General features: G+C 45.3%; 22 protein-coding genes. 20 read left to right on the top strand and 2 right to left on the bottom strand.

All coding sequences use genetic code 11. The annotated features are described in order from the left end of the window. Positions 1-57: 57 nt before the first annotated feature. Positions 58-2,496: a leucine--tRNA ligase gene (gene leuS, locus AC0YOD_RS06855; protein ID WP_475798530.1), complete on the top strand. Its 2,439-nt coding sequence runs from the start codon at positions 58-60 to the stop codon at positions 2,494-2,496. A 53-nt stretch (positions 2,497-2,549) separates the two neighbouring features. Here leuS and comER read toward each other — a convergent pair whose 3' ends face one another. Then, positions 2,550-3,389, bottom strand: coding sequence for a late competence protein ComER (gene comER, locus AC0YOD_RS06860; RefSeq protein ID WP_475798531.1), 840 nt, complete (start codon positions 3,387-3,389; stop codon positions 2,550-2,552). Between the two features lie 219 nt (positions 3,390-3,608). Here comER and AC0YOD_RS06865 point away from each other — a divergent pair, with 219 nt between their 5' ends. The 7 genes from AC0YOD_RS06865 to holA all read left to right on the top strand — a co-directional run bounded on the left by AC0YOD_RS06865 (position 3,609) and on the right by holA (position 12,264). After that, positions 3,609-4,160, top strand: coding sequence for a ComEA family DNA-binding protein (locus AC0YOD_RS06865; RefSeq protein ID WP_475798532.1), 552 nt, complete (start codon positions 3,609-3,611; stop codon positions 4,158-4,160). Between the two features lie 92 nt (positions 4,161-4,252). Next, positions 4,253-5,548 (top strand): homocysteine synthase, encoded by a 1,296-nt coding sequence (locus tag AC0YOD_RS06870; protein WP_475798533.1) that lies wholly within the window; start codon positions 4,253-4,255, stop codon positions 5,546-5,548. Between the two features lie 72 nt (positions 5,549-5,620). Continuing rightward, positions 5,621-6,151: a deoxycytidylate deaminase gene (locus AC0YOD_RS06875; RefSeq protein WP_475798534.1), complete on the top strand. Its 531-nt coding sequence runs from the start codon at positions 5,621-5,623 to the stop codon at positions 6,149-6,151. Between the two features lie 162 nt (positions 6,152-6,313). Further along, a complete protein-coding gene (locus AC0YOD_RS06880) occupies positions 6,314-8,896 on the top strand; it encodes a DNA internalization-related competence protein ComEC/Rec2 (RefSeq protein WP_475798535.1) in 2,583 nt (860 codons plus the stop codon). 546 nt (positions 8,897-9,442) lie between these two features. After that, on the top strand, positions 9,443-9,991 hold the full coding sequence (locus tag AC0YOD_RS06885; protein WP_475798536.1) for an RNA polymerase sigma factor: 549 nt from the start codon (positions 9,443-9,445) through the stop codon (positions 9,989-9,991). Further along, entirely contained in the window at positions 9,988-11,025 is a 1,038-nt protein-coding gene (locus AC0YOD_RS06890) for an anti-sigma factor family protein (RefSeq protein WP_475798537.1), read from the top strand. The genes AC0YOD_RS06885 and AC0YOD_RS06890 overlap by 4 nt, the downstream gene beginning before the upstream one ends. 204 nt (positions 11,026-11,229) lie before the next feature. Then, entirely contained in the window at positions 11,230-12,264 is a 1,035-nt protein-coding gene (gene holA, locus AC0YOD_RS06895; RefSeq protein ID WP_475798538.1) for a DNA polymerase III subunit delta, read from the top strand. Positions 12,265-12,361: 97 nt separating this feature from the next. Here the strand turns inward: holA and rpsT are convergent, their stop codons facing one another. Next, complete coding sequence (gene rpsT / locus AC0YOD_RS06900; protein WP_475798539.1) at positions 12,362-12,634, bottom strand: 30S ribosomal protein S20; 273 nt, start codon at positions 12,632-12,634, stop codon at positions 12,362-12,364. Positions 12,635-12,915: 281 nt separating this feature from the next. Between rpsT and gpr the strand changes: the two genes are divergently transcribed. The 12 genes from gpr (at position 12,916) to AC0YOD_RS06960 (ending at position 24,965) form a co-directional block, all read left to right on the top strand. Then, complete coding sequence (gene gpr / locus AC0YOD_RS06905; RefSeq protein ID WP_475799316.1) at positions 12,916-13,857, top strand: GPR endopeptidase; 942 nt, start codon at positions 12,916-12,918, stop codon at positions 13,855-13,857. A 195-nt stretch (positions 13,858-14,052) separates the two neighbouring features. After that, positions 14,053-15,324, top strand: a complete 1,272-nt coding sequence (gene spoIIP / locus AC0YOD_RS06910; protein ID WP_475798540.1) for a stage II sporulation protein P — start codon at positions 14,053-14,055, stop codon at positions 15,322-15,324. A 36-nt stretch (positions 15,325-15,360) separates the two neighbouring features. Then, on the top strand, positions 15,361-15,777 hold the full coding sequence (locus AC0YOD_RS06915; protein ID WP_475798541.1) for a hypothetical protein: 417 nt from the start codon (positions 15,361-15,363) through the stop codon (positions 15,775-15,777). A gap of 80 nt (positions 15,778-15,857) precedes the next feature. Continuing rightward, complete coding sequence (lepA, locus tag AC0YOD_RS06920; RefSeq protein ID WP_475798542.1) at positions 15,858-17,675, top strand: translation elongation factor 4; 1,818 nt, start codon at positions 15,858-15,860, stop codon at positions 17,673-17,675. A gap of 62 nt (positions 17,676-17,737) precedes the next feature. Then, positions 17,738-18,898, top strand: a complete 1,161-nt coding sequence (hemW, locus tag AC0YOD_RS06925) for a radical SAM family heme chaperone HemW (RefSeq protein WP_475798543.1) — start codon at positions 17,738-17,740, stop codon at positions 18,896-18,898. 91 nt (positions 18,899-18,989) lie between these two features. Beyond that, positions 18,990-19,460 carry an N-acetyltransferase gene (locus AC0YOD_RS06930; protein WP_475798544.1) on the top strand — a complete coding sequence of 157 codons (471 nt, stop codon included), beginning with the start codon at positions 18,990-18,992 and terminating at the stop codon, positions 19,458-19,460. A gap of 218 nt (positions 19,461-19,678) precedes the next feature. Further along, positions 19,679-20,704, top strand: a complete 1,026-nt coding sequence (gene hrcA, locus AC0YOD_RS06935; RefSeq protein WP_475798545.1) for a heat-inducible transcriptional repressor HrcA — start codon at positions 19,679-19,681, stop codon at positions 20,702-20,704. 20 nt (positions 20,705-20,724) lie between these two features. Continuing rightward, the gene (gene grpE / locus AC0YOD_RS06940) at positions 20,725-21,285 is read left to right on the top strand and encodes a nucleotide exchange factor GrpE (RefSeq protein WP_475798546.1); all 561 of its coding nucleotides are present in this window, start codon (positions 20,725-20,727) and stop codon (positions 21,283-21,285) included. 73 nt (positions 21,286-21,358) lie between these two features. Then, complete coding sequence (dnaK, locus tag AC0YOD_RS06945; protein ID WP_475798547.1) at positions 21,359-23,191, top strand: molecular chaperone DnaK; 1,833 nt, start codon at positions 21,359-21,361, stop codon at positions 23,189-23,191. A 107-nt stretch (positions 23,192-23,298) separates the two neighbouring features. Then, positions 23,299-24,429 (top strand): molecular chaperone DnaJ, encoded by a 1,131-nt coding sequence (dnaJ, locus tag AC0YOD_RS06950; protein ID WP_475798548.1) that lies wholly within the window; start codon positions 23,299-23,301, stop codon positions 24,427-24,429. A gap of 117 nt (positions 24,430-24,546) precedes the next feature. Further along, a complete protein-coding gene (locus AC0YOD_RS06955) occupies positions 24,547-24,711 on the top strand; it encodes a YfhD family protein (protein WP_475798549.1) in 165 nt (54 codons plus the stop codon). Between the two features lie 47 nt (positions 24,712-24,758). Then, a complete protein-coding gene (locus AC0YOD_RS06960) occupies positions 24,759-24,965 on the top strand; it encodes a hypothetical protein (protein ID WP_475798550.1) in 207 nt (68 codons plus the stop codon). Positions 24,966-25,021: the final 56 nt, after the last annotated feature.

Here is a 25,021-nt window from a genome sequence, read left to right on the forward strand (position 1 = left end):
CGAGAGGTTTTATGTTTTTAATACAGTATGAGATTATTTTTAGGGGGACAATTACAGATGAGTCAAGAACAGCAAACACAAGGCTATAATCCGCTTGTTGTCGAGCCGAAATGGCAGCAATATTGGGATAAGAACAAAACCTTTCAAACGACAGAGGACGCAGATAAACCTAAATTTTATGCGTTAGATATGTTCCCATATCCATCTGGAGCAGGTCTTCATGTAGGACATCCGGAAGGCTATACAGCTACAGATATCGTATCCCGTTACAAACGAATGAAGGGCTACAATGTGCTTCATCCAATGGGTTGGGATGCTTTCGGTTTGCCGGCGGAGCAGCATGCACTGGATACAGGGCAGCATCCGCGTGACATCACATTCAAGAATATCGATAATTTCCGCAGACAAATCAAATCACTGGGCTTCTCGTATGACTGGGATCGTGAGATCAGCACGACAGATCCGGAATACTACAAATGGACACAATGGATTTTTATTCAATTGTATAATAGAGGACTTGCTTATTCTGCTGAGGTTTCCGTTAACTGGTGTCCAGCACTGGGTACTGTGCTTGCGAATGAGGAAGTTATTAATGGTCTGAGCGAACGTGGAAATCATCCGGTTGTTCGCAAGCCTATGCGTCAGTGGATTCTGAGAATTACGGAATACGCAGAGCGTTTGTTAGAGGATTTGGAAGAGCTGGATTGGTCCGAGAGCATTAAGGATATGCAGCGCAATTGGATCGGTAAATCTAAAGGTGCGGAAGTAACCTTTGATATTGACGGACATGATGCAGCACTGGTTGTTTTTACAACACGTCCAGATACGCTATTTGGTGCGACATACTGCGTATTAGCACCTGAGCATGAGCTTGTTGCAAAAATTGTTACAGCGGAGCAAAAAGCAGCTGTTGTGGCTTATCAGGAAGCAGCAGCACGGAAAAGCGACCTGGAGCGTACAGATCTCGCCAAAGATAAATCAGGTGTGTTCACTGGAGCTTACGCCATTAATCCTGTAAATGGCGCGAAAACACCGATCTGGATAGCAGATTACGTTCTTGCTGGCTACGGAACAGGCGCTATTATGGCGGTACCAGGTCATGATGCTCGTGACTGGGAGTTTGCTAAGCAATTCGACCTTCCTATCGTAGAAGTCGTGCAAGGCGGGGATATTTCGAAGGAAGCCTATGCTGGCGATGGCCCGCATGTCAATTCTGAATTCCTAGATGGTCTGACAAATGAAGAAGCAATTGCAAAAATGATTCAACACTTGGATGATTCAGGCAAAGGTAAAGGAAAGATTACTTATCGCCTGCGCGATTGGTTGTTCAGCCGTCAACGCTACTGGGGTGAGCCGATTCCAATTCTTCATTTGGAGGATGGCACGATGAAGACCGTTCCTGTGGATCAGCTTCCGTTGCTATTACCGGATGTAGATGCGATAACGCCTTCTGGAACTGGCGAATCTCCTCTTGCGAACGTAACGGAATGGGTTAACACCATTGATCCAGAAACAGGCATGAAGGCACGTCGCGAGACGAATACAATGCCGCAATGGGCAGGAAGCTGCTGGTACTATCTGCGCTTCATCGATCCGAAGAATGACAAAGAGCTTTGCTCGCCAGAGAAACAAAAGGAATGGTTGCCGGTTGATTTGTATATCGGTGGCGCAGAGCATGCTGTTCTTCACTTGCTCTATGCTCGCTTCTGGCATAAGGTGCTTTATGATATCGGTGTAGTAGATACCAAAGAGCCGTTCCATAAATTGGTAAACCAAGGTATGATACTTGGCAATAATAACGAGAAGATGTCCAAGTCTCGCGGCAACGTCATCAATCCGGATGACATCGTCAACGAATTTGGTGCAGATACTCTTCGGATGTATGAAATGTTTATGGGTCCACTGGAAGCAACTAAGCCTTGGAACACTAACGGCGTAGAAGGCACATATCGCTTCCTAAGCCGTGTATGGCGTCTGTTCGTTAATGAGGATGGCAGCTTGAATGCGAAAATTAGTGATGGCGATACGAGTGATGCATTCAAACGCACATGGCATCGTTCGATCAAGAAGATTACAGAGGACTATGAAGGCTTGCGCTTCAATACTGTTATTAGTCAGTTGATGATTTTCGTCAATGAGGCATACAAAACAGATGTGTTGCCACAAGCGGCAATGGAGCAATTCGTACAATTGATTTCACCAATTGCGCCTCATATAGCCGAAGAGCTTTGGGAAAAGCTAGGTCGCACAGATTCACTTTCATACGCTGCTTTCCCATCGTTTGAGGAAGCTTGGACTGTGGACCAAGAAGTTGAAATTGTTGTACAGGTTAATGGTAAAATCGCGGACCGTGTTGCCATCGCAGCTGATATGGACGTAGCTGAAATGGAGAGCTTAGCGAAGGAGCTTGAGAAAGTACAAGAGTTAATCGCTGGTAAAACGATCCGTAAAGTAATTGCTGTAAAAGGCAAGCTTGTCAACATCGTTGCGAATTAACTAATTAAATAAATGCAAACCGAAGAGGTGAGCGGACTTTAGCTGAAGAACAGCTATTGTCCGTTCACCTCTTCGCCTATAAATGCGATGGAAATCTTCGATAAGTCTTCATTAAATTTGGAATGGGTTGTTTGAATAAGCTGATTGAAAACACCATTTGTTTGACTTCGGAGGAGTTGTAATGCCTCAGCGGTGATCCCGCCCGGAACAGCAACACGCGCTTGAACCTGTGCCGGCGTAAGCCCGCCTTCCGTAAGCAGCAAACCGGTTCCAAGCAGCATGGCACTGGCAACACGAGTCGCTTCTTCACGCCCGATACCTGTTTCTTCAACTGCAGCTTCAATAAATTGCTCCAGTAAAAAGGAAATAAAAGCAGGACCGCAGCTCGATAGATCAGATACAATTCGCGTGAAGCTTTCATTGATCTGCAGCGGTTCACTTATATGAGAGAGCAAGGCTTCAAGTTGAATTTTATCCTCTTCTTGCATCTTTTTGCCGTAGATGCAAAGTGAGGCTCCGCTCCATACATAATTCGTAATACTGGGAATAACCTTTGCTATTTTACAATTTAATTCGCCTTCTAAATGAGAGATGAGTACAGGACTAGTGATTGAAACGACTATTTGATTAGGACGAATGATAGGCTTCAAATCGTCAACTGCACGCTTGAATTCCAAAGGTTTTATGCAAAGAAAAATAATATCACAATCTTTGGCAGCTTCGGCGTTCGTAAATTCGGCTCGGATGCCGGAATAACGGTCGGCTAAAGCTTGCGCTTTTGCAAAAGTGCGGTTACTAATAGCAATTTGAGTTGGTGAAAGTGCACCAGATGCAATAAAGGCTTCGATGAGCAGGCTTCCCATAGTGCCCGTCCCGATAAATCCGACATTCATGCTGAACCCTCCTATAGGCTTTGCGATTGCAAAACCAATGTCGTAAGCAAAAAACGACTTCTTTTTAGAAATGAAAAAAGGTTTGCGTTATTAAATTGAAGATAAGATACGGATATGCATTTCGTATGCTCTCTTACCATATTCACTACGGCATGTTCTATATGTCACTTATTACCAAGTAAATGATGCGATGAGAAGGAGCGGGATCACTTTATGAAATTGTCGAATAGAATATCTCAAAAACATGCTTTGCTGGCCGTTATATGTATTCTGGCAGCTGTCATTCTGCTAACTGCTTCTCTTTTTGAACCGAAGAGGGCTGCTGGAGATAGCTGGGTACCACTGAATGAATCGGTAGAAGAGGCTTTGGCAGCAATGGATAATGGGGGCTTCAAAACCGCTAATAAGGAAAAAGGAAATGAAATCGCAACAAATAAGGAATCTTCCGTACCATTATTATATGATGCTGAACCACAGTCTCAGACTAGTTCCAATACAGAGGATAATACTTTAATAGAAGAAACAATTGAAGCTGTTGGAGAAGTGAAGTCTAATGAAGCCGCAGCTATGGATGGTAAAATCGATATTAATCGCGCTACAGCAGCAGAGCTGCTTGCGCTCAAAGGAATTGGGCCAGCTAAAGCGCAAGCTATCATAAACGAGCGAGAAGCTAAAGGTAAATTCTCTTCCATTGAAGATTTGCTGCGAGTCAAGGGAATTGGTAAAAAAGTGCTGTCAGGTATTGAAGATAGCATTGTAGCTCGTCCATAATTGTGAGAGAATGGAAAGAAGCGGACTATTTTAATAGATTTCGCAGATCATGCTAGTTTTACTATTATACTTTTCTTAAAGGAGTCGAGAAAATGTCAGAACAACGCAAGCTCTCTCTTGACACACTATCCGTCCACGGAGGTCAACAAATCGATCCGACTACGCTGTCGCGCGCGGTGCCTATCTACCAAACGACATCATACGGATTCAAAGATACAGACCATGCAGCGAACTTATTTTCACTGCAAGAGTTCGGTAATATTTATTCCCGAATTATGAACCCGACATCGGATGTTTTTGAGAAGCGTGTAGCAGAATTAGAAGGAGCACCAGCTGCTCTGGCAGTTGCTTCTGGTCAATCCGCTATTACATATTCGATTCTCAACATTGCAGGAGCTGGAGATGAAATTGTATCGGCTACCAGCTTATATGGAGGCACTTACAATCTTTTCTCCATGACATTTGCGAAGCTTGGCATTAAGGTGCGTTTCGTAGATCCTTCTGATCCTGAAAATTTCCGCGCTGCAATCAATGAAAATACAAAAGCTCTTTATGCGGAAACAATCGGCAATCCAAAGGGCGACGTAATTGATATTGCTGCTGTTGCAGCGATTGCTCATGAGAACGGCATTCCGTTTATCGTAGACAATACGTTCCCAAGCCCGTACCTCTGCCGTCCGATCGAACATGGCGCAGATATCGTTGTACACTCTGCAACGAAGTTCATTGGCGGTCATGGTACCTCCATTGGCGGCGTAATCGTCGACGGTGGTAAATTCGACTGGAAGGCAAGCGGCAAATTCCCAGGCTTGACTGAGCCGGATCCAAGCTACAACGGTGTCGTTTATACGGATGCAGTGGGTCCAGTTGCTTATATTATCAAAGCACGTGTACAATTGTTGCGTGATATGGGTGCAGCATTGTCGCCATTTAACTCCTTCTTGCTCCTGCAAGGTCTGGAAACACTTCATCTTCGTATGGAACGTCACAGCTCTAATGCACAGAAAGTTGCTGAGTTTTTGGAAGGTCATGATGCAGTAGAATGGGTTAATTATCCGGGACTGCCTAGCCATCCTACTTATGAGCTTGCTCAAAAATATTTGCCGAAGGGCAAAGGCGCAATCATGACTTTCGGTATCAAAGGCGGCGTTGAAGCCGGTAAGAAAGTTATTAATTCAGTTGAACTGTTCTCCCATTTGGCGAATGTCGGCGATTCCAAGTCCCTCATTATCCACCCGGCAAGCACAACGCATTTGCAGTTGTCTGCTGAACAGCAAGCGGGTGCTGGCGTATCTCCAGGTATGATTCGTTTGTCTATCGGTACAGAAGGTATTGAAGATATTTTGGCAGATCTTGAGCAAGCTATTGCAGCCAGCCAATCGATCTAATCTTTCACATTGTAAGTTAGCAAGGACAACAGCTAGAACAACAGATGCAAGATGAGAAAGGACGTTATAGAAATGAATATAGAAACAACGGATGCCGTTCGCAAAGACTGGGACACGTATTTCATGGATATCGCATACATGGTTTCAACGCGCTCGCGTTGCCCACGCAGACATGTAGGAGCCGTTCTTGTCCAAGGCAAGAAACTGCTTGGAACTGCATATAATGGTGCTCCAATGGGTGTGCAGGACTGTCTGGAAGCAGGCTGCATGATCTCAGAGGAGATTGAGATGAAGCTGATTGACGGAAAGGAGCAGCCGTTAAAGAAGCAACGCTGTATTCGAACGATACATGCGGAGCAAAATCTACTGCTGTTCACCGACCGCGCCGATCGCGAAGGGTCTACCGTATATGTAACCGACCAGCCCTGCTGGACCTGTGCCAACATGCTGGCTAATAGCGGCGTTCAAGAAATTGTGTACCATCGCAGCTATCCCAAGGATAGCGAGAAGGTTGTGAACCTAATGACGCAAAAGGGCATCATTTTCCGTTGCTTGGATCATTTCGAACCGCCTGCTCAGGCGCATATGGTTGTTACTTCTTAACCTATTCATAATAGAAGAAAGCTGGAGGAGGAACCTCTGACTGCATCGCAAGATGCTGGTCGGAGGTTCCTTTTTTTGTTTTGAGACATGAATGTTTTGATGAATGAATGAAAGATAGGATGAGGCAACGAAAGCAGTTGCCGCTGGGATCGGGGGAAGTTGATGAACAGGCGGCCTTTGATTTGGTTCGCAGTTTGCTGGGTTTTTGGAAGCGCTGCGGCTGCAGGTCTGAGCAGCAGCGGCATATGGTTGGCAGGTGGAGCCGCTGCGCTGCTGGCGCTTGCCGCTGTAATTAGCAGGCAGGCGTCATGGCAATTAGCGGCCGCTTGTCTTCTGGCAGTAGTCCTTGCCGCAGGAGAGCGGATGTGGGCGGATGCCCGCAATGTGACTGCGCTGCCGGCGCTGCTAGCCGCCGCTGAGGCGGATGGACCGCGAGCAGCGTATGCGGCCGAAGCGGTGGGCACGATTGTGTCAGCGGTCGAGATTGACGGCGACCGCGTTATGTTTCGCGTGGAGGCGAATAGCGTTCGCGTGGAGGGGGAGGGCGCGATGCGGGATATCCGGGAGCGATTTATTGTGCATGTCCGGCTCCTGCAGCAGCCGGAGCAGCTTGTCGCCGCGGCTTGGCAGCGCGGCGATGTTGTACGCCTGACCGGCGAGCTAACGCGGCCGGCCAGCGCATCCAATAGCGGCGGCTTCGATTACCGCCGCTATCTAAGCAGCCAGAGAATCCACTGGCTGCTCAAAGTGAAGGGCACCGACGCCGTCTCCCCGGCGCCGAGCCCACAGTGGACCGCGGCCGCTTTGCTCGGCCGCGTCGATCACGCGCGCGCTTGGCTTGGCGCGCGGATGGATGCGCTGTACCCGTCCACTCAGTCCGGGTACATGAAGGGACTCGTCCTCGGCATGAGCGAGGATCTCGATCCCGAGCAGTTCCAGCAATTTTCGCGGCTAGGCTTAACGCATATATTGGCGATATCAGGCTTACACGTTGCAGTCTTTATGTATGTGCTTGGCGGCCTTCTTCGTTTCATGCGGATGACCCGCGAACGAATATTGCTGACCCTTATGCTTGCCGTTCCGATGTACGTCCTTTTATCCGGCGCTTCGCCTTCCGTCATTCGCGCAGGTCTCATGGCGGTACTTGGGCTGTTAGCCGCTCGCATGGGCAAGCTTAAGGATGGGCTGCATTTATTAGCCGCTGCAGCCGTGCTGATGCTGATGGTTGATCCGTTTTATCTTGAAAATGTCAGCTTCCAGCTAAGCTTCATCGTCACGATCGGTTTAATTTTAGGTGTCTCACCGCTCCGCAGCGCAATGCCTCAGTGGCGAAGGGGCAAGGCACTCCTTGATTTAGCGGCTGTTACGATCGTCGCGCAGCTGGTATCTTTTCCTCTTACCATCTATTATTTCAATCAATTCCATGCGCTGTCTTTGATCGCTAATTTCATACTCGTTCCATTCATCAGCTTTGTAGTGCTGCCTATTGGCGCAATGGCATTAATCATTGCAGTTCCTTGGGAGGGGGGAGGCAAGCTGCTCGCCTATGTTTCACATTATTTAAATGATTGGACATTTGCATGTGTAGAATGGCTGGCACAGGCAGATTCGCTTCGAACGATATGGGCAACACCGCCGCTCTGGTGGGTAGCCGCATTGCTTGGTCTTCTAGGAGTGATTTTCTACACGCTGCGCAAATGGTCGGAAGAAAAAAACGCATGGCGTGCAGAGGCTCTTGCAATAGCGGAGGAGACCGTTCCCTTAGGGATTGGCTTTGGAAATGGCTTAGCAGCTACTGAACATAGTAGGCGGAGAAGTTACATCCTGTTCATACTTATTTTGATTGTCGTTTTTATGCTCATTTATGCATACAAGCCTGATCTATTAGATCGAAGGGCTTCGGTTAGTTTTATCGATGTGGGTCAAGGCGACGCCATCCACATTAGAACCCCTCGAGGCAAACATATTTTAATTGATGGGGGAGGGACGATGTCTTATCTGAAGCCAGGCGAGGAGTGGAAAATACGCAGCGATCCCTTTGAAGTCGGACGAAAGGTACTAGTGCCCTTACTAATGAAGCGAGGGGTACGGGAAATCGATCTGCTCGTGATTTCCCATCTGGATAGCGATCATATTCGTGGTCTGCAGGCGGTTATGGAGACCATTCCGATAAGAAGCATCTGGTGGAATGGGACGGTAAAAGAATCAGATGATGTAAAGAATCTATTGACAGAGGCAATACGTCTTCAGATTCCTATGTATGCAGTGAAAGCAGGGATGAAGGTTCGGATGGATGAAGCGACGGAGCTTGAGGTGTTATGGCCGCTTGGGGAAGGGACGGAAGGAGCTGTTTTCATGGAGGAGCAGAACGAAAGCAGCATCGTCATGAATGTTCAGTTGTATGGTTCAAACTTTCTCTTCTCGGGTGATATTAATGCGACAACGGAAGGCTCTATCGTACGAAATGAAAAACGGCGAAGAGACATCCTCCCCACTAGTGCCATTTCGGTTATGAAAATTGCACATCATGGAAGCCGGTTTTCCACAGGCGAGGAGTGGCTGCAATATTGGCATCCGCTTAGCGCGGTAGTATCTGTAGGCGCAAGCAATGGCTATGGACATCCTCATCCAGATGCTTTATCTCGACTAGCGAACGCAAAAACGAAACTATGGCGGACGGACCAAGACGGAGAGGTTCGTTTTTCGGTGACGAGGGAAGGGGTATTCGTTCACAAAACAAAATGAGTGGGAACTTGTTAATAGCATCCCTATTTTCGTACATAGATCATAGTTGTACTTAGTAGAGGAATCTCATGTCACTGTGGGGTTCCTCTTTTAAGTTTTATAGGATGAAAATAGCAATAGGTTGGTCATGGAACTCGGCTCAGCTGTCATATTCTAGAGGGAATGATCTCTATATACGAGGTGCTAGAAATTTGGTATTCTTTAATGTGGAGTGAGTATTAATGCTCAAGTGATTTTTTTATTCGGGAAGAGTCTTTTTTACTTATATGAAAATAACACTGCAACCAACTGAACCTGTGCGCGTACAATCATACAGCTATTGTAATTATTGCTAGAAATCATAGCCTTTAGTAAGGCGTAAAGCTGATATTTAAGCCTATTTTTAATCAATCTTAAGACAAACTTAAGAACTTCTTTAACTCTTCTTAAAACCATCATTATCCAATCTAAATATAATCTATAAATATTTACGTTCATTTATCAAAATATCTGCAACATTTATCGTAACCACTTCGTCAGAATGGTTGCAAGAGAGGGGGATCCTTCGTGGTGGAGCCGGGCCTTATAAGAGCCGCCCAGTCGGGAGATCGCGATGCTTTAATCACTCTATTGCGAGAGATTGAAACGCATGTTTATCGGACAGCCTACTATATATTAAATAACGAACAAGATGCACTTGATGCGGCTCAGGAAGCGCTCATACGCATCTATACGAAAATAGGCTCGTACGAAGAGAAAGCTCAGTTTAAGACGTGGATTCAACGTATTGTAACGAATATTTGCATTGACAAGTTTCGGAGAAATAAACCGACCGTCTCGATAGATGAGCATGACATGGTTTTCCATGAGAAGCAAAACGTGGAGGACGAGGTGATGTCCGCTTATGCTGTTCAAGATATTCGTTCCGCAATCGATAAGCTGCCCGAACATCATCGTGCTGTTGTCGTCCTTCGGTATTTACAAGATTTCTCGTACAACGAAATTGCCGATTCACTTGATTTACCGCTTAACACCGTGAAATCCTATCTATTCAGAGCTAGGCAACAGCTGCAAACGTTACTCCATGATTATCAGAAAGGTGGTGTCCGGGGATGAATTGTCATGAGGTGATGGAATTAATGCAAAGGCAGCTAGACAACGATCTCGATGAAAGCGAGAGTGTTGTCTTGATGAATCATACTAGACAGTGTCCGGACTGTGCAGCAATGTTCGAGCGGTTAAAGCTGTTATCCGCCGAATTAACCAGTTTACCAAAAGTGATGCCGAGCTACAGCTTAGTGGATGCCATTATGCCAGAGCTTGAGCGAATCGATTTATTTGGACAATATGAAGCAGCAGCCGAAACGCCTTCGCCCTCCAGCATAGAGGAAGAAGAGGCTTCTGAGATTTTACCGCGCCGAGTCAAGCGTGATCGTCGCTTTCCTTCCATGAGAGTTATGGGCGGTGTAATCGCAGCAGGAATTGTCGCAGGATTTTTCCTTCTTATCTATCCGCCAGGTTCGGGTAATGAATTTTTCGGCGCGAGCAATAAAGCCCATGAAACAGCAGATATGTCTGCGTTCAACAGCGAGGTTGGAAGAAAGGTAGAGTCCACTTCAAAAGCGATGGCAGAATCATTAGGGATGAATGATGCCGCGGCTAACGGCACATCTCCGATGAACGTGGATGATTATGCATTGAAAAATCCTGAATTACCTGCACTCAATCCAAAAAGCTTAGAGAGGGATACACCTGCAACTGGACCTGTGGATATATCCAATGAAGTGAAAAAAGATGATAGCAGCCAGGAAGATGAACAAATTGATTCGATGGGCTTGAATGGAAATGCAATGAGTGAAGAGGAAGAAAAACCAGTACCAGGAAAAAATAATTCTCTGTCTGTCGTGTCTTCCGTCTATTCGCCAAACAATCAATATTTTGCTCAAGCTATAGGCTATACCATCAAAATTTACAGTTCCTCCGATGAAACATTAGTGTTTGAAACGGATCGAAAAAACGGAAAGACTGCAAACTTGGTCTGGTCGGAAGACAGCGCACAGCTATCTTATGAGGTACAGGCAGGAAAAGGCGCGATTGAGAAGTATGTATTTGATGTGGTGAGCGGCGAGGATAGTAAGGCCGAATATTAATTTGCAGCAATATGCACACATTCATCCGCTTTGACGTATACTTTAGCTATAAGAGTGTCTGCGATGAAGTCTCAACGTCGTATGACCATCCACAGGGCGGTACCATGGACCTGCCTGTGAATGTTTATATAGATGTTCGGCAAAGGGATGAACCTAACGGCTCATCCCTTTGTTGCCGTATAATAGTAGTAATGAGGTGAAGGAATGGATGTAAAAGAAGCTCTAAAGGAAATAAAGGGTGGGAAATTTCAACCTATTTATGTGTTGTACGGTAAAGACCGTTACCGGCTTCAGCATTTCATTAATATGCTAAGCGAAGCAATGTTTACAGCCGATGAGCGCGAGCTTGGAATGGTTAAATTTGATACAGCGGAGACTTCAATGGACGAAGCGGTGTTGGAGGCAGAAACCTTGCCTTTCTTTGTGGAGCGAAAGCTTATTTTAGTGCGTGATGCATCTGTTTTTGCAGCTGGAGGCAAGGAAGGCGGAAAGATTGAGCATCATCCGGAGAAGCTGTTGAAATATATGGAGTATCCGTCAGAGTCATCTATTATCGTTTTCGCTGTTCATGCGGAAAAGCTTGATGAGCGTCGTAAAATTGTCAAAGCGCTTAAGGAAAGAAATGCATTGGTTGCATTTCCGGAGCTTGATACAGCTCAGCTTAAGCAATGGATGATCAAACGCGCTGCTGAGCAGAACCGAACGTTGACCAGTGATGCTGTTGAGCTGCTGATCTCACGTACAGGAGCAAATATGCAGCAGCTGGCTCAAGAGGTGGACAAGCTATGCCTTCACGCAGGTGATGGTGGTACCATTGATGCTGAGACAACGGCTATGCTTACGTCTGCAACTGTTGAGGAGGATGTCTTCGCGCTAGTCGATGCAATTGCCGAGCTTCGAATCGACAAGGCGATTCGACTGTATAGGGAACTGCTTATTCGACGTGAGGAGCCCATTAAGATAGCAGCATTAATCGCAAGGCAGCTTCGTATTATGCTGCAAATTAAGGAGTTGGAGCAGCATCAATATTCACCTCAGCAGATGGCGGGACAGCTTGGGCTGCATCCATATGCCGTGAAACTTGCAGCAGAGAAGAGTCGGAAGTTTGGAGTCGCAAGACTGGGGAGTCTGCTGGCATCACTCGCAGAGCTGGATTACCAAATGAAAACAGGAGCAATTGAGAAGTCTCTTGGATTAGAGTTGTATTTGCTTTCCCTTGGTTTGGAGAAAGGCGCCTAGCGCCTGCTCCTTTGCCAAGGTTTTTTTTATGTATAAATGGGAATAAAAAAAGGCTTCACTGCCCGGTTAGGAGCAGTGAAGCCTTTTTCTATGCTTATTAAGCTTGTGCCGAAAGGGCGTTTAGCTTTTTAGCAAGACGAGATTTTTTGCGGGAAGCCGCATTTTTATGAATCAGGCCTTTAGTTGCTGCTTTATCCAAAGATTTCGTTGCAGCGACAAGAGCTGCTTTAGCAGCTTCTACATCAGTGCCAGAGATAGCTTGGTCAGCAGATTTTACGGCCGAACGAAGTGCGGATTTTTGTGAAGCATTCAAAGCACGACGCTTTTCGTTTGTTTTAACGCGTTTAATCGCGGATTTAATGTTTGGCATGGAATTCACCTCCTAAACTGTTTACAACGGTCCATATTTCTAAAATATCTAGATAACACAACTTAAAATATATTATCATGCTCATCCCCAAAAAGCAATAGCGTGAGGAGGTAGATTCCCTGACCATTCGTTTAGTGCATTTATAAATCCATGAGTATGAAATAGTGCGGTATGCAAACAATAACGTCAGAACATCTGTGAAGGGAGAATAACCAGTGCAGAAGGATCTTGATTTACAGAAATACAATGTTAGAACCGATTTGGCGCTTGAAGCTAAAGAAATGGCTGAGGCACCTAGAGGCGGCCCTATTCCTGGCATACAATCGGAGACAAGTGAGGATGACGGAATTACAATCACTCAGCTCCACGTTCAAAATGAGCAAGGCTCTCAGGCAATAGGGAAAATGCAAGGCCGATACGTCACGATTGAAGTACCGGGTTTGCGAAATGGAGATACGGGATTACAGGACCGTGTTGCCACACAGTTTGCAAAGCATTTTGAAGCTTTTCTAGAACGACTATCCATTAACAAAACGGCACGGGTGCTTATCGTAGGCTTAGGAAACTGGAATGTGACACCCGATGCGCTTGGTCCCATCGTCGTAGAAAATGTGATGGTAACACGCCATTATTTTGAGCTTATGCCCGATCAGGTTGCCCCTGGTTATCGCCCAGTGAGTGCGGTTGCCCCCGGAGTGCTTGGCATAACAGGCATTGAATCCAGTGAAATTGTTCATGGAATCGTGGAGAAAACGAAGCCTGATTTGGTTATCGCGATTGATGCACTCGCATCAAGAGCGGTGGAGCGGGTTAATACGACGATTCAAATTGCTGACACGGGTATTCATCCTGGTTCAGGTATTGGCAACAAACGAAAAGGACTGACAAAAGAAATATTAGGCATTCCAGTCATAGCTATCGGGGTGCCGACGGTTGTGTATGCCTCGACAATTGTCAATAATACGCTAGAGATGATGAGCAGTCATTTTAACAAGCAAAGTGGAAATACGAATCAAATACTTGGATTAATCAGCGGGATGGAAGAAAACGAACGTCTTCAGCTTGTCAAGGAAGTGCTGAGCCCTCTAGGTCATGATTTACTTGTGACACCGAAGGAAATCGATGAGTTTATCGAGGACATTGCCAATATCATTGCCAGCGGGCTTAATGCATCGCTTCATGACGCTGTTGATTCAAGCAATGTTGCTGCTTATACCCATTAATGATTCCAGAAAGAACCGTCTCTTTATAAAAAAGGAGATGGTTTTTTCTGTATTTTTCAGTAAAATATCAACTCTCTCTTTTCTATGAAATCTATTAAATTGGAATCTTTCAGTATGATCGGTTCTATCATTTCTCTTACTCTCATAATTTAATAGTAACTCAGCCACAGGCACAGAGAAGCGGAGGTATAACCGATGAAACGAAGGATTTTACTTTTGGATTTAGGAAGAGAAAGCGAGCGTTTGAGAAAATTGCTAGTTACAGGCAAGACGTTTGCTCTTTTATCCTTTTGCTCCATGGTATTTTTCGTATTGCTAGGTGTTGCGGGAATGGCTCAACAACAAACGACAGCCTCGCCAATTAATTCAATGAAAGGATTCGCAGCTGCGGTATCCAATGGTTTTTTTGGGGATATGCTAGAAATGGAGATGCCTTCCTTTCAAAGCAGTATAGAAACGGACTCTTTTAATACCAAACAAATAAGTGCTTTGCTTATGCGAGCATTAACCGATATTAACCCAAACGATCCTAAAAGCTTGTTGGCTGGCGAGCTGCCTGGCATGAGTCTCAACGATGCTTTCCTCATTCGCCAGGGCATTGGGACAGATATAGCGGTAGGACCGGAGGACAACGCACCTATTCCTTATGATCCATTAGAGGGGCTGCATACGGATTTGGGTACAGAGCAGACGGATGAAGCCACGCCAAATGTACCGCCATCTGATGAGCCTACGGAGCCAGGAAATAATGGAGAAGGAAATGGCGGCAACACAGGCAACCTAGGTACGACTGACAAACCAACAACGAATGGTGCCAAAGTTGCTTTCATTTATCATTCGCATAACAGAGAATCTTGGTACCCCGAGCTTACTGATAAGACCAAGGATCCGAACTCCAAGACAAAAAATATAACGCTTGTTGGCAAACGCTTGGCGCAAAAGCTGGAAGAAAAGGGGATCGGTACGCAGCATTCCAATACGGACTATCCCACTGCGATTAAAGATTATGGTTGGGAGTTATCCTATAAATATTCAAAGAAGACTGTGAAAGAGGCAATAGCGAGCAACAAGGATTTAAAGTTTTTCTTTGATCTGCATCGTGATTCACAAAAACGAAAGTATACGACTGTTGATATTGATGGGAAAAGCTATGCGCAGGTTTATTTTATTATCGGTCACAAAAATCCGAACTGGGAAGAGAATGAAGCGTTCGCAACAAAGATTCATAATGCTCTTGAGAAAAAGTACCCGGGCATCTCACGCGGAATATGGGGCAAAACAGCGGCATCAGGTAATGCGGAATATAATCAATCTCTTGCTGCGGACAGCGTTCTTGTTGAAGTAGGCGGAGTGGACAATACGCTAGCGGAATCATACCGTACAGCAGATGTCCTTGCAGAGGTTATCTCTGATATTTATTGGGCAGATGAGAAGGTGTCAGCATCCAAAGGAAAGACTAGCAAATAAGCAAAGTTATTTTTAGAAAAAGGAGATGGTATCGGAATGAGACGAAACCCATTTAAGTGGATGGTTCTAGGAGGCGTGCTGGCTATTGTCGTCATGTATGGCATTGAGATGTCCTCGTCTGGCATTGAACGGGTTTACGGGCCATTAGACGATCCTGATCCCTATGTAGAGGAGGTAAGTACTAAGCCGGCAGCTAATACGGTCAAGGAACATCTTAAAGAGCAGCAGCAAAAAATTGCAAAGCTGGAAAGAGAGCTGGCTGAACTGAAGCAGATGACAATGACTGGTGATGAAGGATCTACTGATGTCAATGATCGCTTGCCCGGTATTGCGCTTGAAGCTGAGCAGCCTACTGTCAATCGAATCGCTGATTCAACCTCTGGATTGCTCCAAAATATGTCGAGTGAGGGTATCCGATTGGTCGTTTCCCTGTTCGACGGTTTGATCAAGTGATAAAGGACATTGCTGGTCAACCCCTTAACTGATATAATAGGAGGAATGATTAGCATTATTGGAAATTGTGGGGGTTAGGCATGACTGACGTACGTGACCGGCAAAAGAGAATTAGGAATTTTTCCATTATCGCGCATATTGACCATGGAAAGTCTACGCTAGCTGACCGAATCCTTGAGTATACCGGCGCTTTGACATCTCGCGAGATGCAAGAGCAGGTGCTTGATAAAATGGATTTGGAGCGCGAACGTGGCATTACCATCAAGCTGCAAGCGGTTCGTTTAGCTTATCAAGCAGATGATGGCGTGGAGTATATACTGAATCTTATTGATACACCTGGACATGTCGATTTTACATACGAGGTGTCACGCAGCCTAGCGGCATGTGAAGGCGCGCTGCTCGTTGTGGATGCTGCTCAAGGTATCGAAGCACAGACGCTAGCTAACGTATACTTGGCACTGGATAACAATCTTGAAATCGTACCGGTTATTAATAAAATTGATTTGCCGAGTGCTGAGCCTGAACGGGTGAAGCAGGAAATCGAAGATGTTATTGGACTTGATGCAAGTGATGCTGTGCTCGCTTCGGCTAAAGCCGGCATCGGGATAAAAGAAATTTTGGAGCAAGTGGTTTCCAAAATGCCTTCGCCAACAGGTGATCCGGATCAGCCGCTTAAAGCGCTTATTTTCGATTCTCACTATGACCCATACAAAGGCGTTATCGTTTATGTTCGAGTCGTGGACGGCAGTATCTCTGCTGGGAAGAAAATACGCTTCATGGCAACGGGGGCCGAATTCGAGGTTATTGAGGTTGGAGCCTTTATGCCGAGAATGTCAATCGTTAAGGAGCTTGCGGTCGGCGATGTAGGTTTCATCGTTGCAGGTATTAAGAATGTTAAGGATACGCGTGTCGGTGATACGGTTACCGAAGCGAAGAGACCGGCTCCAGAGCGTCTTCCAGGCTATCGTCAAATAAATCCGATGGTTTATTGTGGATTGTACCCAATTGAAACACAGGATTATAATGATTTGCGCGAAGCGCTTGAGAAGCTGGAATTGAATGATGCTTCCCTTAAATATGAGCCGGAATCTTCAACAGCGCTCGGCTTTGGCTTCCGCTGCGGATTTCTAGGCCTGCTCCATATGGAAATCATTCAAGAGCGTATAGAGCGAGAATTTAATATTCCGCTTATTACAACAGCGCCAAGTGTTATTTATAAAGTTACACTAACCGATGGTGAAACGATAGAGATCGACAACCCGTCAAACTATCCAGAGGCTGGTAAGCTTGATTATGTTGAGGAGCCATTTGTTAAAGCGGCAATTATTGTTCCTAATGAATATGTAGGAACGATTATGGAGCTATGTCAAGGCAAACGCGGCGAATTTGTGAATATGGAATATCTAGACACGAATCGCGTAACGATTACGTATCAAGTGCCACTATCAGAAATCGTTTACGATTTCTTTGATCAATTGAAATCAAGCACAAAGGGCTATGCTTCCTTCGACTATGAGGTAAGCGGCTATCGCAGATCTAATTTGGTCAAAATGGACATCATGCTCAACAATGAGCAGGTGGATGCATTGTCCGTCATCGTTCATCGTGAACGTGCTTATCAACGCGGCAAGGTCATTTGTGAGAAGCTGAAAGAGCTTATTCCGCGTCAAATGTTTGAGGTGCCGATTCAAGCATCAATCGGCAACAAGGTCATTTCCCGTGAAACGGTAAAAGCAATGCGTAAAAACGTTCTTGCTAAGTGCTACGGGGGCGATATCAGCCGGAAGCGGAAGCTGCTTGAGAAGCAAAAAGAAGGTAAGAAACGTATGAAGCAAGTAGGTAGTGTAGAGGTACCGCAGGAAGCGTTCATGGCGGTGCTCAAAATCGGCGAAGATTAAACCGTACGAGGATGAGGGAGGGCGCTGCTCTCCCTTTTTTCTATTTAAGGAGGAAGACAAGAATGAATGTTACGCAATCACCGCGCGCTTTATATATACACATTCCGTTTTGCACAAATAAGTGCCATTATTGTGACTTCACCTCCTATGTCTTAAAGGGACAGCCTGTTGATCAATATTTGGATGCCCTTGAGCTGGAAATGCAGCGGACGGTTCAGGAATGGCCGCCTCAGCAAATAGATACCGTGTTTGTTGGCGGAGGAACACCTACCGTTCTGACACCGCCGCAGATGGAACGATTCTTAACGTCTGTTCAAAAATATTTCCCCCTTGCGCCTAATGTAGAATTTACAATGGAAGCTAACCCGGGAACGGTCGATATAGATAAGCTTGCAGCAATGAAAGCAGGCGGTGTAAATCGAATCAGCTTTGGCGTACAATCCTTTGATAATGGTCTGCTCGAGAGAATCGGACGCATTCACAATGTAGATGACGTCTATAGAAGTATAGAGAACGCACGCGCTGTTGGTTTTACTAATTTGTCTATTGATTTGATGTTTGGTTTACCTGGTCAAACGGTAGAGCTTTTGGCTGACAGCGTCAATCGCGCAATGAAACTAGGGTTGCCTCATTACTCGATTTACAGCTTGAAGGTAGAAGAGAATACACTGTTCCATAAGCTGTATGAACGCAATGAGCTGCCGCTGCCTCCAGAAGAAGAGGAATTCAATATGTTTATTCTCTTGATGGATATGTTGAAGGAAAACGGCTATGCCCACTATGAGATTAGCAACTTTGCGAAGCCAGGCTTTGAAAGTCGCCATAATTCTACTTATTGGCGCAATGAGCCTTATTACGGCTTAGGTGCTGGCGCGCATGGTTACGTCAATCGTCAGCGTCACGTTAATTTGAAGGGCATTACACCTTATATCCAAGCTGCTGATGAAAAGCTCCCTCGACTAGAGACGTTCGAGGTATCCAAGGATGAGGCAATGGAGGATTTGATGATGGTTGGACTTCGTCTGCTGGATGGCGTGCCTGCTTCACGATTCTCTGAACAATTCCCAGGAGAAACGCTGGAAGGTAAATTTGGTGATGTGATCAATAAATTGCTTAACGATGGGTTGTTGGAAGCTCAAAAGACTGAAAATGATCTCATCTATCGGCTCACTGACAAGGGTGTTCTCCTCGGTAATGAAGTATTTGGTGCTTTTCTTAAATAAAGCGGCAAATATACTATTGAGAAACTATTCGGTTTGTTGTATATTTATACATACCAAATGACAACAAGCTCGAGTGGAGGCGAAAACGCATATGCAGGCAGTTGAGGTTAAATGTAGGAAAGCAACATCTCAAGACGTGGAGATGTTGTTTCAATTAATCAAAGGATATGCCGAAAAGGGTATTATGCTGCCTCGCACTCGCGAAGCTCTCCAATATATGATAGACTCCTTTGTCGTAGCTGAAATCGGGGATGAGGTAGTCGGATGCGGCTCCTTAACAAGGCTGGGTTCGGAACTAGTTGAGATTAGATCGCTCGGAATGACTGAAGGCTATAAAGGACTAGGAATCGGAAGCAAGCTTGTTGACGCTCTTATTGAGCAAGCTCGCGAGCAGAAGATTCCGAAAATAATGGCATTGACCTATGCGGTATCCTTTTTCGAGAAAAATGGTTTTAAGGTAGTAGACAAAGAAATTTTTCCTGAAAAGGTATGGAAGGATTGCGTCAATTGTCCTAAGCAGCTTGCTTGTGATGAAATTGCCGTATTGAAAATGTTGGACTAAATTAGCTGTTTGCTAAGATAAAAGTATGAAAAAATTGTGGCAACTGTCGAAAACTCCGCCTCAATTATGAAATAGGTATAGTAAAAATGCCAAACCGACTTGACAATCGACAAGCTGGTTTGGTATTTTTGTATTAATGATTAGCACTCGATCCTGTTGAGTGCTAACGAAGGCAAACGTAATGATCGGTATATACAATCCTAGTAGGGGGAATTCGAATGCTAACGGAACGACAACGGATGATATTGCACGCAATAGTGGATGATTATATTCGCTCGGCTGAACCGGTCGGTTCACGAAGTATTTCGAAGCGCGGCGATGTAGGCTTTAGTCCAGCTACCATTCGTAATGAAATGGCTGACTTAGAGGAGCTTGGCTTTCTTGAACAGCCTCATACATCAGCAGGACGTATCCCATCGACGAAGGGTTACCGTTATTATGTTGACCATTTAGTAAAGCTTAACGAAGTGGATAAGAACGACATTGATACGGTTCGCTCGTTCGTTACGGACAAGATGAACCACATGGAACAAGTCATTCAGCAAACGGCTATGATTCTTTCCAACTTAACGAATTACACGTCCATTTTGCTTGGACCTGAAACGTTAAGCACATCACTTAAACATTTTGGCCTCGTGCCGCTTGATCAAACAACGGCAGTCGCTATTATAGTGACCAATACCGGACATGTTGAGAATCGAACGATTTCCATCCCGCCGGATGTCAAAATGGATGATATGGAAAAGGTCGTTAATATTTTGAATGCAAAGCTGGTTGGCGTTCCGTTAGTTCGTCTGCGATCGAAGCTTTACGCTGAGGTTGGGCAAGAGCTTGAACGACATGTTGATCATTATGAGCAGCTGCTTGATGTACTTGATCATGCATTGCAAAATGAGGATGAACAACGCATTTACCTAGGCGGCGCAACAAATATGTTAACGCAGCCTGAATTTAAAGATGTAGACAAAGTAAAAACAATTTTGGATTTACTTGATGAAACACCCGCTATAATGAAAATGTTTACCGGACTGTCATCGGGTATACAAGTACGTATCGGAACAGAAAATAACAACAAAGCAATAAGTGATTGCAGCCTAATAACAGCAACTTATGCTGTTGATGGACAATCGCTTGGAACGATTGGTATTTTGGGTCCGACAAGGATGGAGTACGGTAAAGTCATTAGTCTATTGGATTTAATGTCCAAGGACATGGCAGTTCTCTTGGGACGCTGGTATAAATAGTATGTTGAGGAGGTGATTGCATGAGTACGAAGGAGCAACATAATGATGCGACTGAGGCTGCTGAAGAAGTAGTTTCTGCCCAGCAATCAGAGCAGGCTACGGAAGAATCAGTGGAAGAGGTTATTGAGCAAGATTCGCGTTATACGGAGCTTGAGAAACTTGCTGAAGAAAATAATCAGCGTTACTTGCGTGCACAAGCGGATTTTGATAACTTCCGTCGCCGTACGATGAAAGAAAAAGAAGAACTCGGACAGTATGCGTCAATGAAATTGATTAACCAACTGCTTCCGGTGGTAGATAATTTTGAGAGAGCTGTAGCTGCAGCATCCGTTAACGGTGATTTCGATTCGCTTGCAAAAGGCGTTGATATGATTTTCCGTCAATTGGAATCAACATTGGAATCAGAAGGTTTGAAGGCGATGAACGTCGTTGGCGAGCCGTTTAATCCTGAATTCCACCAAGCGATTATGCAAGTGGAATCCGATGAGCATGATGAAGGCATTATTGTCGAGGAAGTACAAAAGGGCTATATCTTGAAAGATAGAGTTCTGCGTCCCGCAATGGTTAAAGTGAGCAGCTAGTCTTACTGTCATCATTTTATGAACAAGATGAAAAAAGCAAACAAACCGATAAAATATTAGGAGGAACTAAGCGATGAGTAAAGTAATTGGTATTGACCTTGGTACAACAAACTCTTGCGTAGCAGTAATGGAAGGCGGCGAAGCCGTAGTCATTCCAAACCCAGAGGGCAACCGTACAACGCCTTCAGTAGTAGGTTTTAAGAAAGACGGAGAGCGTGTTGTTGGTGAAACGGCAAAACGTCAAGCGATCACAAACCCTGATCGTACGATCAGCTCCATTAAACGTCATATTGGTTCAAGCCACAAAGAAAAAATTGACGATAAAGATTATACACCGGAAGAAATTTCTGCAATCATTTTGCAAAAATTGAAATCCGATGCTGAAGCATACTTAGGTCAAACGGTAACACAAGCGGTTATCACTGTTCCTGCTTACTTCAATGACAGTCAGCGTCAAGCAACTAAAGATGCTGGTAAAATTGCTGGTCTAGAAGTACTTCGTATCGTCAATGAGCCGACTGCTGCTGCACTTGCATACGGCCTAGAAAAAACAGAAGATCAAACGATCCTTGTTTATGACCTTGGTGGCGGTACATTTGACGTTTCCATTCTTGAGCTAGGCGATGGCTTCTTCGAAGTTAAAGCAACAAGCGGCGACAACAAATTGGGCGGCGATGATTTTGACCAAGTCGTAATCGACCACCTTGTTGCTGAGTTCAAGAAAGAGCAAGGCATTGATCTATCCAAAGATAAATCTGCTGTTCAACGTTTGAAGGATGCTGCTGAGAAAGCGAAAAAAGAACTTTCTGGTACATTAACTTCTGCTATTTCACTTCCGTTTATCACTATGGTTGACGGCGTTCCTCAGCATTTGGAGCTTAGCCTTACTCGTGCGAAATTTGAAGAACTTTCTGCTGAACTGGTTGAGCGCACGCTTAAACCGACACGTCAAGCGCTTAGCGACGCAGGAATGACTCCTAATGATATTGATAAAGTTGTTCTAGTTGGTGGATCGACTCGTATTCCAGCCGTTCAAGAAGCAGTTAAAAAATTGATCGGTAAAGATCCGCATAAAGGCGTTAACCCGGATGAGGTTGTAGCTCTTGGAGCAGCGGTTCAAGCAGGCGTATTGACTGGCGAAGTTAAAGACGTTGTATTGCTTGACGTAACTCCATTGTCCCTTGGTATTGAAACAGCAGGCGGCGTATTTACAAAAATGATCGACCGCAATACAACGATTCCTACAAGTAAATCGCAAGTGTACTCCACTTATGCGGACAATCAACCAGGCGTTGAAATTCACGTCCTTCAAGGTGAGCGTTCCATGGCGGCAGGCAACAAAACACTTGGTCGCTTTACTTTGAACGATATTCCTCTTGCACCGCGCGGCGTACCGCAAATCGAGGTTACTTTCGATATCGATGCCAATGGTATCGTTAACGTATCTGCCCTTGATAAAGGAACAGGCAAGAGCCAAAAAATCACAATCACATCTTCAAGCGGCCTAAGCGATGAAGAAGTTGAACAAATGATGAAAGATGCTGAGTTGAACGCTGAGGAAGATCGCAAACGTCGTGATCTTGTTGAAGCGAAAAACAGTGCAGACCAACTGGTTTACTCCGTTGACAAAACGATCAAGGATCTTGGCGATAAAGTAGACGCTTCTGAAATCGAAAAAGCAACTGCTGCGAAAGAAAAAGTGGTTGCAGCTCTTGCAACTGACGATCTAGAGCAAATTAATGCAGCTGCTGAAGAGCTTACAGAAATCGTTCAACAGCTTTCTGTTAAGCTTTATGAGCAAGCGGCTCAAGGAGCAGAAGGCGGCGCTGAGCAAGACGCTGCTAATGCAAAAGGTAAAGACAATGTAGTCGATGCTGATTACGAAGTGGTTGACGATAATAAATAAAGTGTAGCGAGCGAGAGGTCAAAGACAGGCGCTACCTGGCTTTGACCTCCTTTTGCGCGCGAATGCACTTGAAATCATATGATATGATATAGCGGAGGTGAGAACAGGTGGCAAACAAACGTGATTATTATGAAATACTAGGTGTTGGCAAGGAAGCGTCGGCGGACGAGATTAAGAAATCTTACCGTCAGCTAGCTCGCCAATATCATCCCGACGTCAACAAGGCTGACGACGCGGAGAAGAAATTCAAAGAAGTAAAAGAAGCCTATGACGTCCTTAGTGATGACGGCAAGCGCTCTACTTATGACCGGTTCGGACATGTTGATCCTAACCAAGGCATGGGCGGAGGCGGCGGTCAAGACTTTGGCGGCGGGTTTGGCGATATTTTTGATATGTTCTTTGGTGGTGGCGGAGGCGGTCGTCGCGATCCTAACGCACCGCAACGCGGCAATGATTTGCAATACACGATGACCGTTGAGTTTAAGGAAGCTGTATTTGGCAAGGAAACCGAAATTACAATTCCTCGTACAGAAACATGCGACACTTGTCATGGTGACGGCGCTAAACCGGGAACTAAGCCAGAGACCTGTTCGGTATGTAAAGGCAGCGGTCAACAAGAGGTAGTTCAAAATACGCCATTTGGCCGTATGGTTAACCGTCGTGCTTGTACGAACTGCAGCGGTACCGGACGTGTCATTAAGGATAAATGCGGAACCTGTCATGGCGCTGGAAAAGTGAAGCGTCAACGTAAAATTACGGTTCGAATCCCTGCGGGCGTGGATGATGGCGCACAAATTCGGATGTCAGGCGAAGGTGAAGGCGGACTTCGCGGAGGACCTGCGGGCGATCTCTATATTGTTATCCGTGTGAAATCCCATGAGTTCTTTGAACGTGAAGGCGATGATATTTATTGTGAGGTTCCGCTTACTTTTGTACAGGCGGCGCTTGGCGATGAGATTGAAATCCCAACATTGACTGAGAAAATTAAGTTGAAGGTGCCGGCAGGAACTCAAACAGGCACTTATTTTAGAATTAAAGGCAAAGGTGTTCCGAAGCTGCGCGGTTATGGTCAAGGCGACCAGCATGTGAAAGTAACCATTGTTACGCCAACAGGCTTAACGGATGAACAGAAGGATCTGCTTCGTCAGTTCGGCGGCTCTAGAGGCAATGTGACAAATGAAGCAGAACATCATGAATCTATATTTGATAAAATGAAAAAGGCGTTCCGCGGTGAATAACCCGGCACGTCTTTTTTTTTTGTTTGTTTTTAGAAGCCATGTATAGAACTCGGTAGAGCAACACATTCTATTCCAGTACGTAAACCATGCTTTAAAACACAACTGGAGGGGAATAATATGCCTAACAAATCTAATAAAGTTAATTTAGAAAAAACGAATTTCGCTGAATTGCCTGTAGGGGTTAATGAAGATGTAGAGTTTTCTGAAGAGCTTGCAGACGAAGCGGATCAAGTGGCCGCAGAGCGTGCTGCAGCTGCAGATCAACGCAACGAACAGGAATAATCATTTCGATTGAAGGACGTTTGCTTTGCTATTTAGGAGGATCAGTTATGAGTCAGATTGAAATACAAGCTATGTTTGATGGTGAAGGAGCAGCTCAAGAGGCTTGGCATAAGCTGCAGGCACTGCGCGCCTTTGAAGTGAGCGGTCTGCTGGAAAGCGGCTTGCTGACAGCTACTGTAGATGAAGCTGTTGCAGATCGAGCCTTGCATTTGATCCGTCAAATTGGTGGCAATACAAGCACAACGGTAAACTAATAAAAGGAGTCTGCAGGTATTATAGCTTGCAGACTCCTTTTTTTTGTGTAAAGGTG

This window comes from Paenibacillus sp. J31P13 (genome assembly GCF_056269295.1).

Excerpts from the sequence above, each read along its gene's own strand:
- dnaK (WP_475798547.1), top strand. The coding sequence starts at position 21,359 with ATGAGTAAAGTAATTGGTATTGACCTTGGTACAACAAACTCTTGCGTA.
- AC0YOD_RS06915 (WP_475798541.1), top strand. The coding sequence starts at position 15,361 with ATGAGACGAAACCCATTTAAGTGGATGGTTCTAGGAGGCGTGCTGGCT.
- AC0YOD_RS06890 (WP_475798537.1), top strand. The coding sequence starts at position 9,988 with ATGAATTGTCATGAGGTGATGGAATTAATGCAAAGGCAGCTAGACAAC.
- AC0YOD_RS06955 (WP_475798549.1), top strand. The coding sequence starts at position 24,547 with ATGCCTAACAAATCTAATAAAGTTAATTTAGAAAAAACGAATTTCGCT.
- gpr (WP_475799316.1), top strand. The coding sequence starts at position 12,916 with ATGGCTGAGGCACCTAGAGGCGGCCCTATTCCTGGCATACAATCGGAG.
- AC0YOD_RS06875 (WP_475798534.1), top strand. The coding sequence starts at position 5,621 with ATGAATATAGAAACAACGGATGCCGTTCGCAAAGACTGGGACACGTAT.
- AC0YOD_RS06930 (WP_475798544.1), top strand. The coding sequence starts at position 18,990 with ATGCAGGCAGTTGAGGTTAAATGTAGGAAAGCAACATCTCAAGACGTG.
- leuS (WP_475798530.1), top strand. The coding sequence starts at position 58 with ATGAGTCAAGAACAGCAAACACAAGGCTATAATCCGCTTGTTGTCGAG.
- grpE (WP_475798546.1), top strand. The coding sequence starts at position 20,725 with ATGAGTACGAAGGAGCAACATAATGATGCGACTGAGGCTGCTGAAGAA.
- lepA (WP_475798542.1), top strand. The coding sequence starts at position 15,858 with ATGACTGACGTACGTGACCGGCAAAAGAGAATTAGGAATTTTTCCATT.
- hemW (WP_475798543.1), top strand. The coding sequence starts at position 17,738 with ATGAATGTTACGCAATCACCGCGCGCTTTATATATACACATTCCGTTT.
- AC0YOD_RS06870 (WP_475798533.1), top strand. The coding sequence starts at position 4,253 with ATGTCAGAACAACGCAAGCTCTCTCTTGACACACTATCCGTCCACGGA.
- AC0YOD_RS06960 (WP_475798550.1), top strand. The coding sequence starts at position 24,759 with ATGAGTCAGATTGAAATACAAGCTATGTTTGATGGTGAAGGAGCAGCT.
- spoIIP (WP_475798540.1), top strand. The coding sequence starts at position 14,053 with ATGAAACGAAGGATTTTACTTTTGGATTTAGGAAGAGAAAGCGAGCGT.
- hrcA (WP_475798545.1), top strand. The coding sequence starts at position 19,679 with ATGCTAACGGAACGACAACGGATGATATTGCACGCAATAGTGGATGAT.
- holA (WP_475798538.1), top strand. The coding sequence starts at position 11,230 with ATGGATGTAAAAGAAGCTCTAAAGGAAATAAAGGGTGGGAAATTTCAA.
- comER (WP_475798531.1), bottom strand. The coding sequence starts at position 3,389 with ATGAATGTCGGATTTATCGGGACGGGCACTATGGGAAGCCTGCTCATC.
- AC0YOD_RS06880 (WP_475798535.1), top strand. The coding sequence starts at position 6,314 with ATGAACAGGCGGCCTTTGATTTGGTTCGCAGTTTGCTGGGTTTTTGGA.
- rpsT (WP_475798539.1), bottom strand. The coding sequence starts at position 12,634 with ATGCCAAACATTAAATCCGCGATTAAACGCGTTAAAACAAACGAAAAG.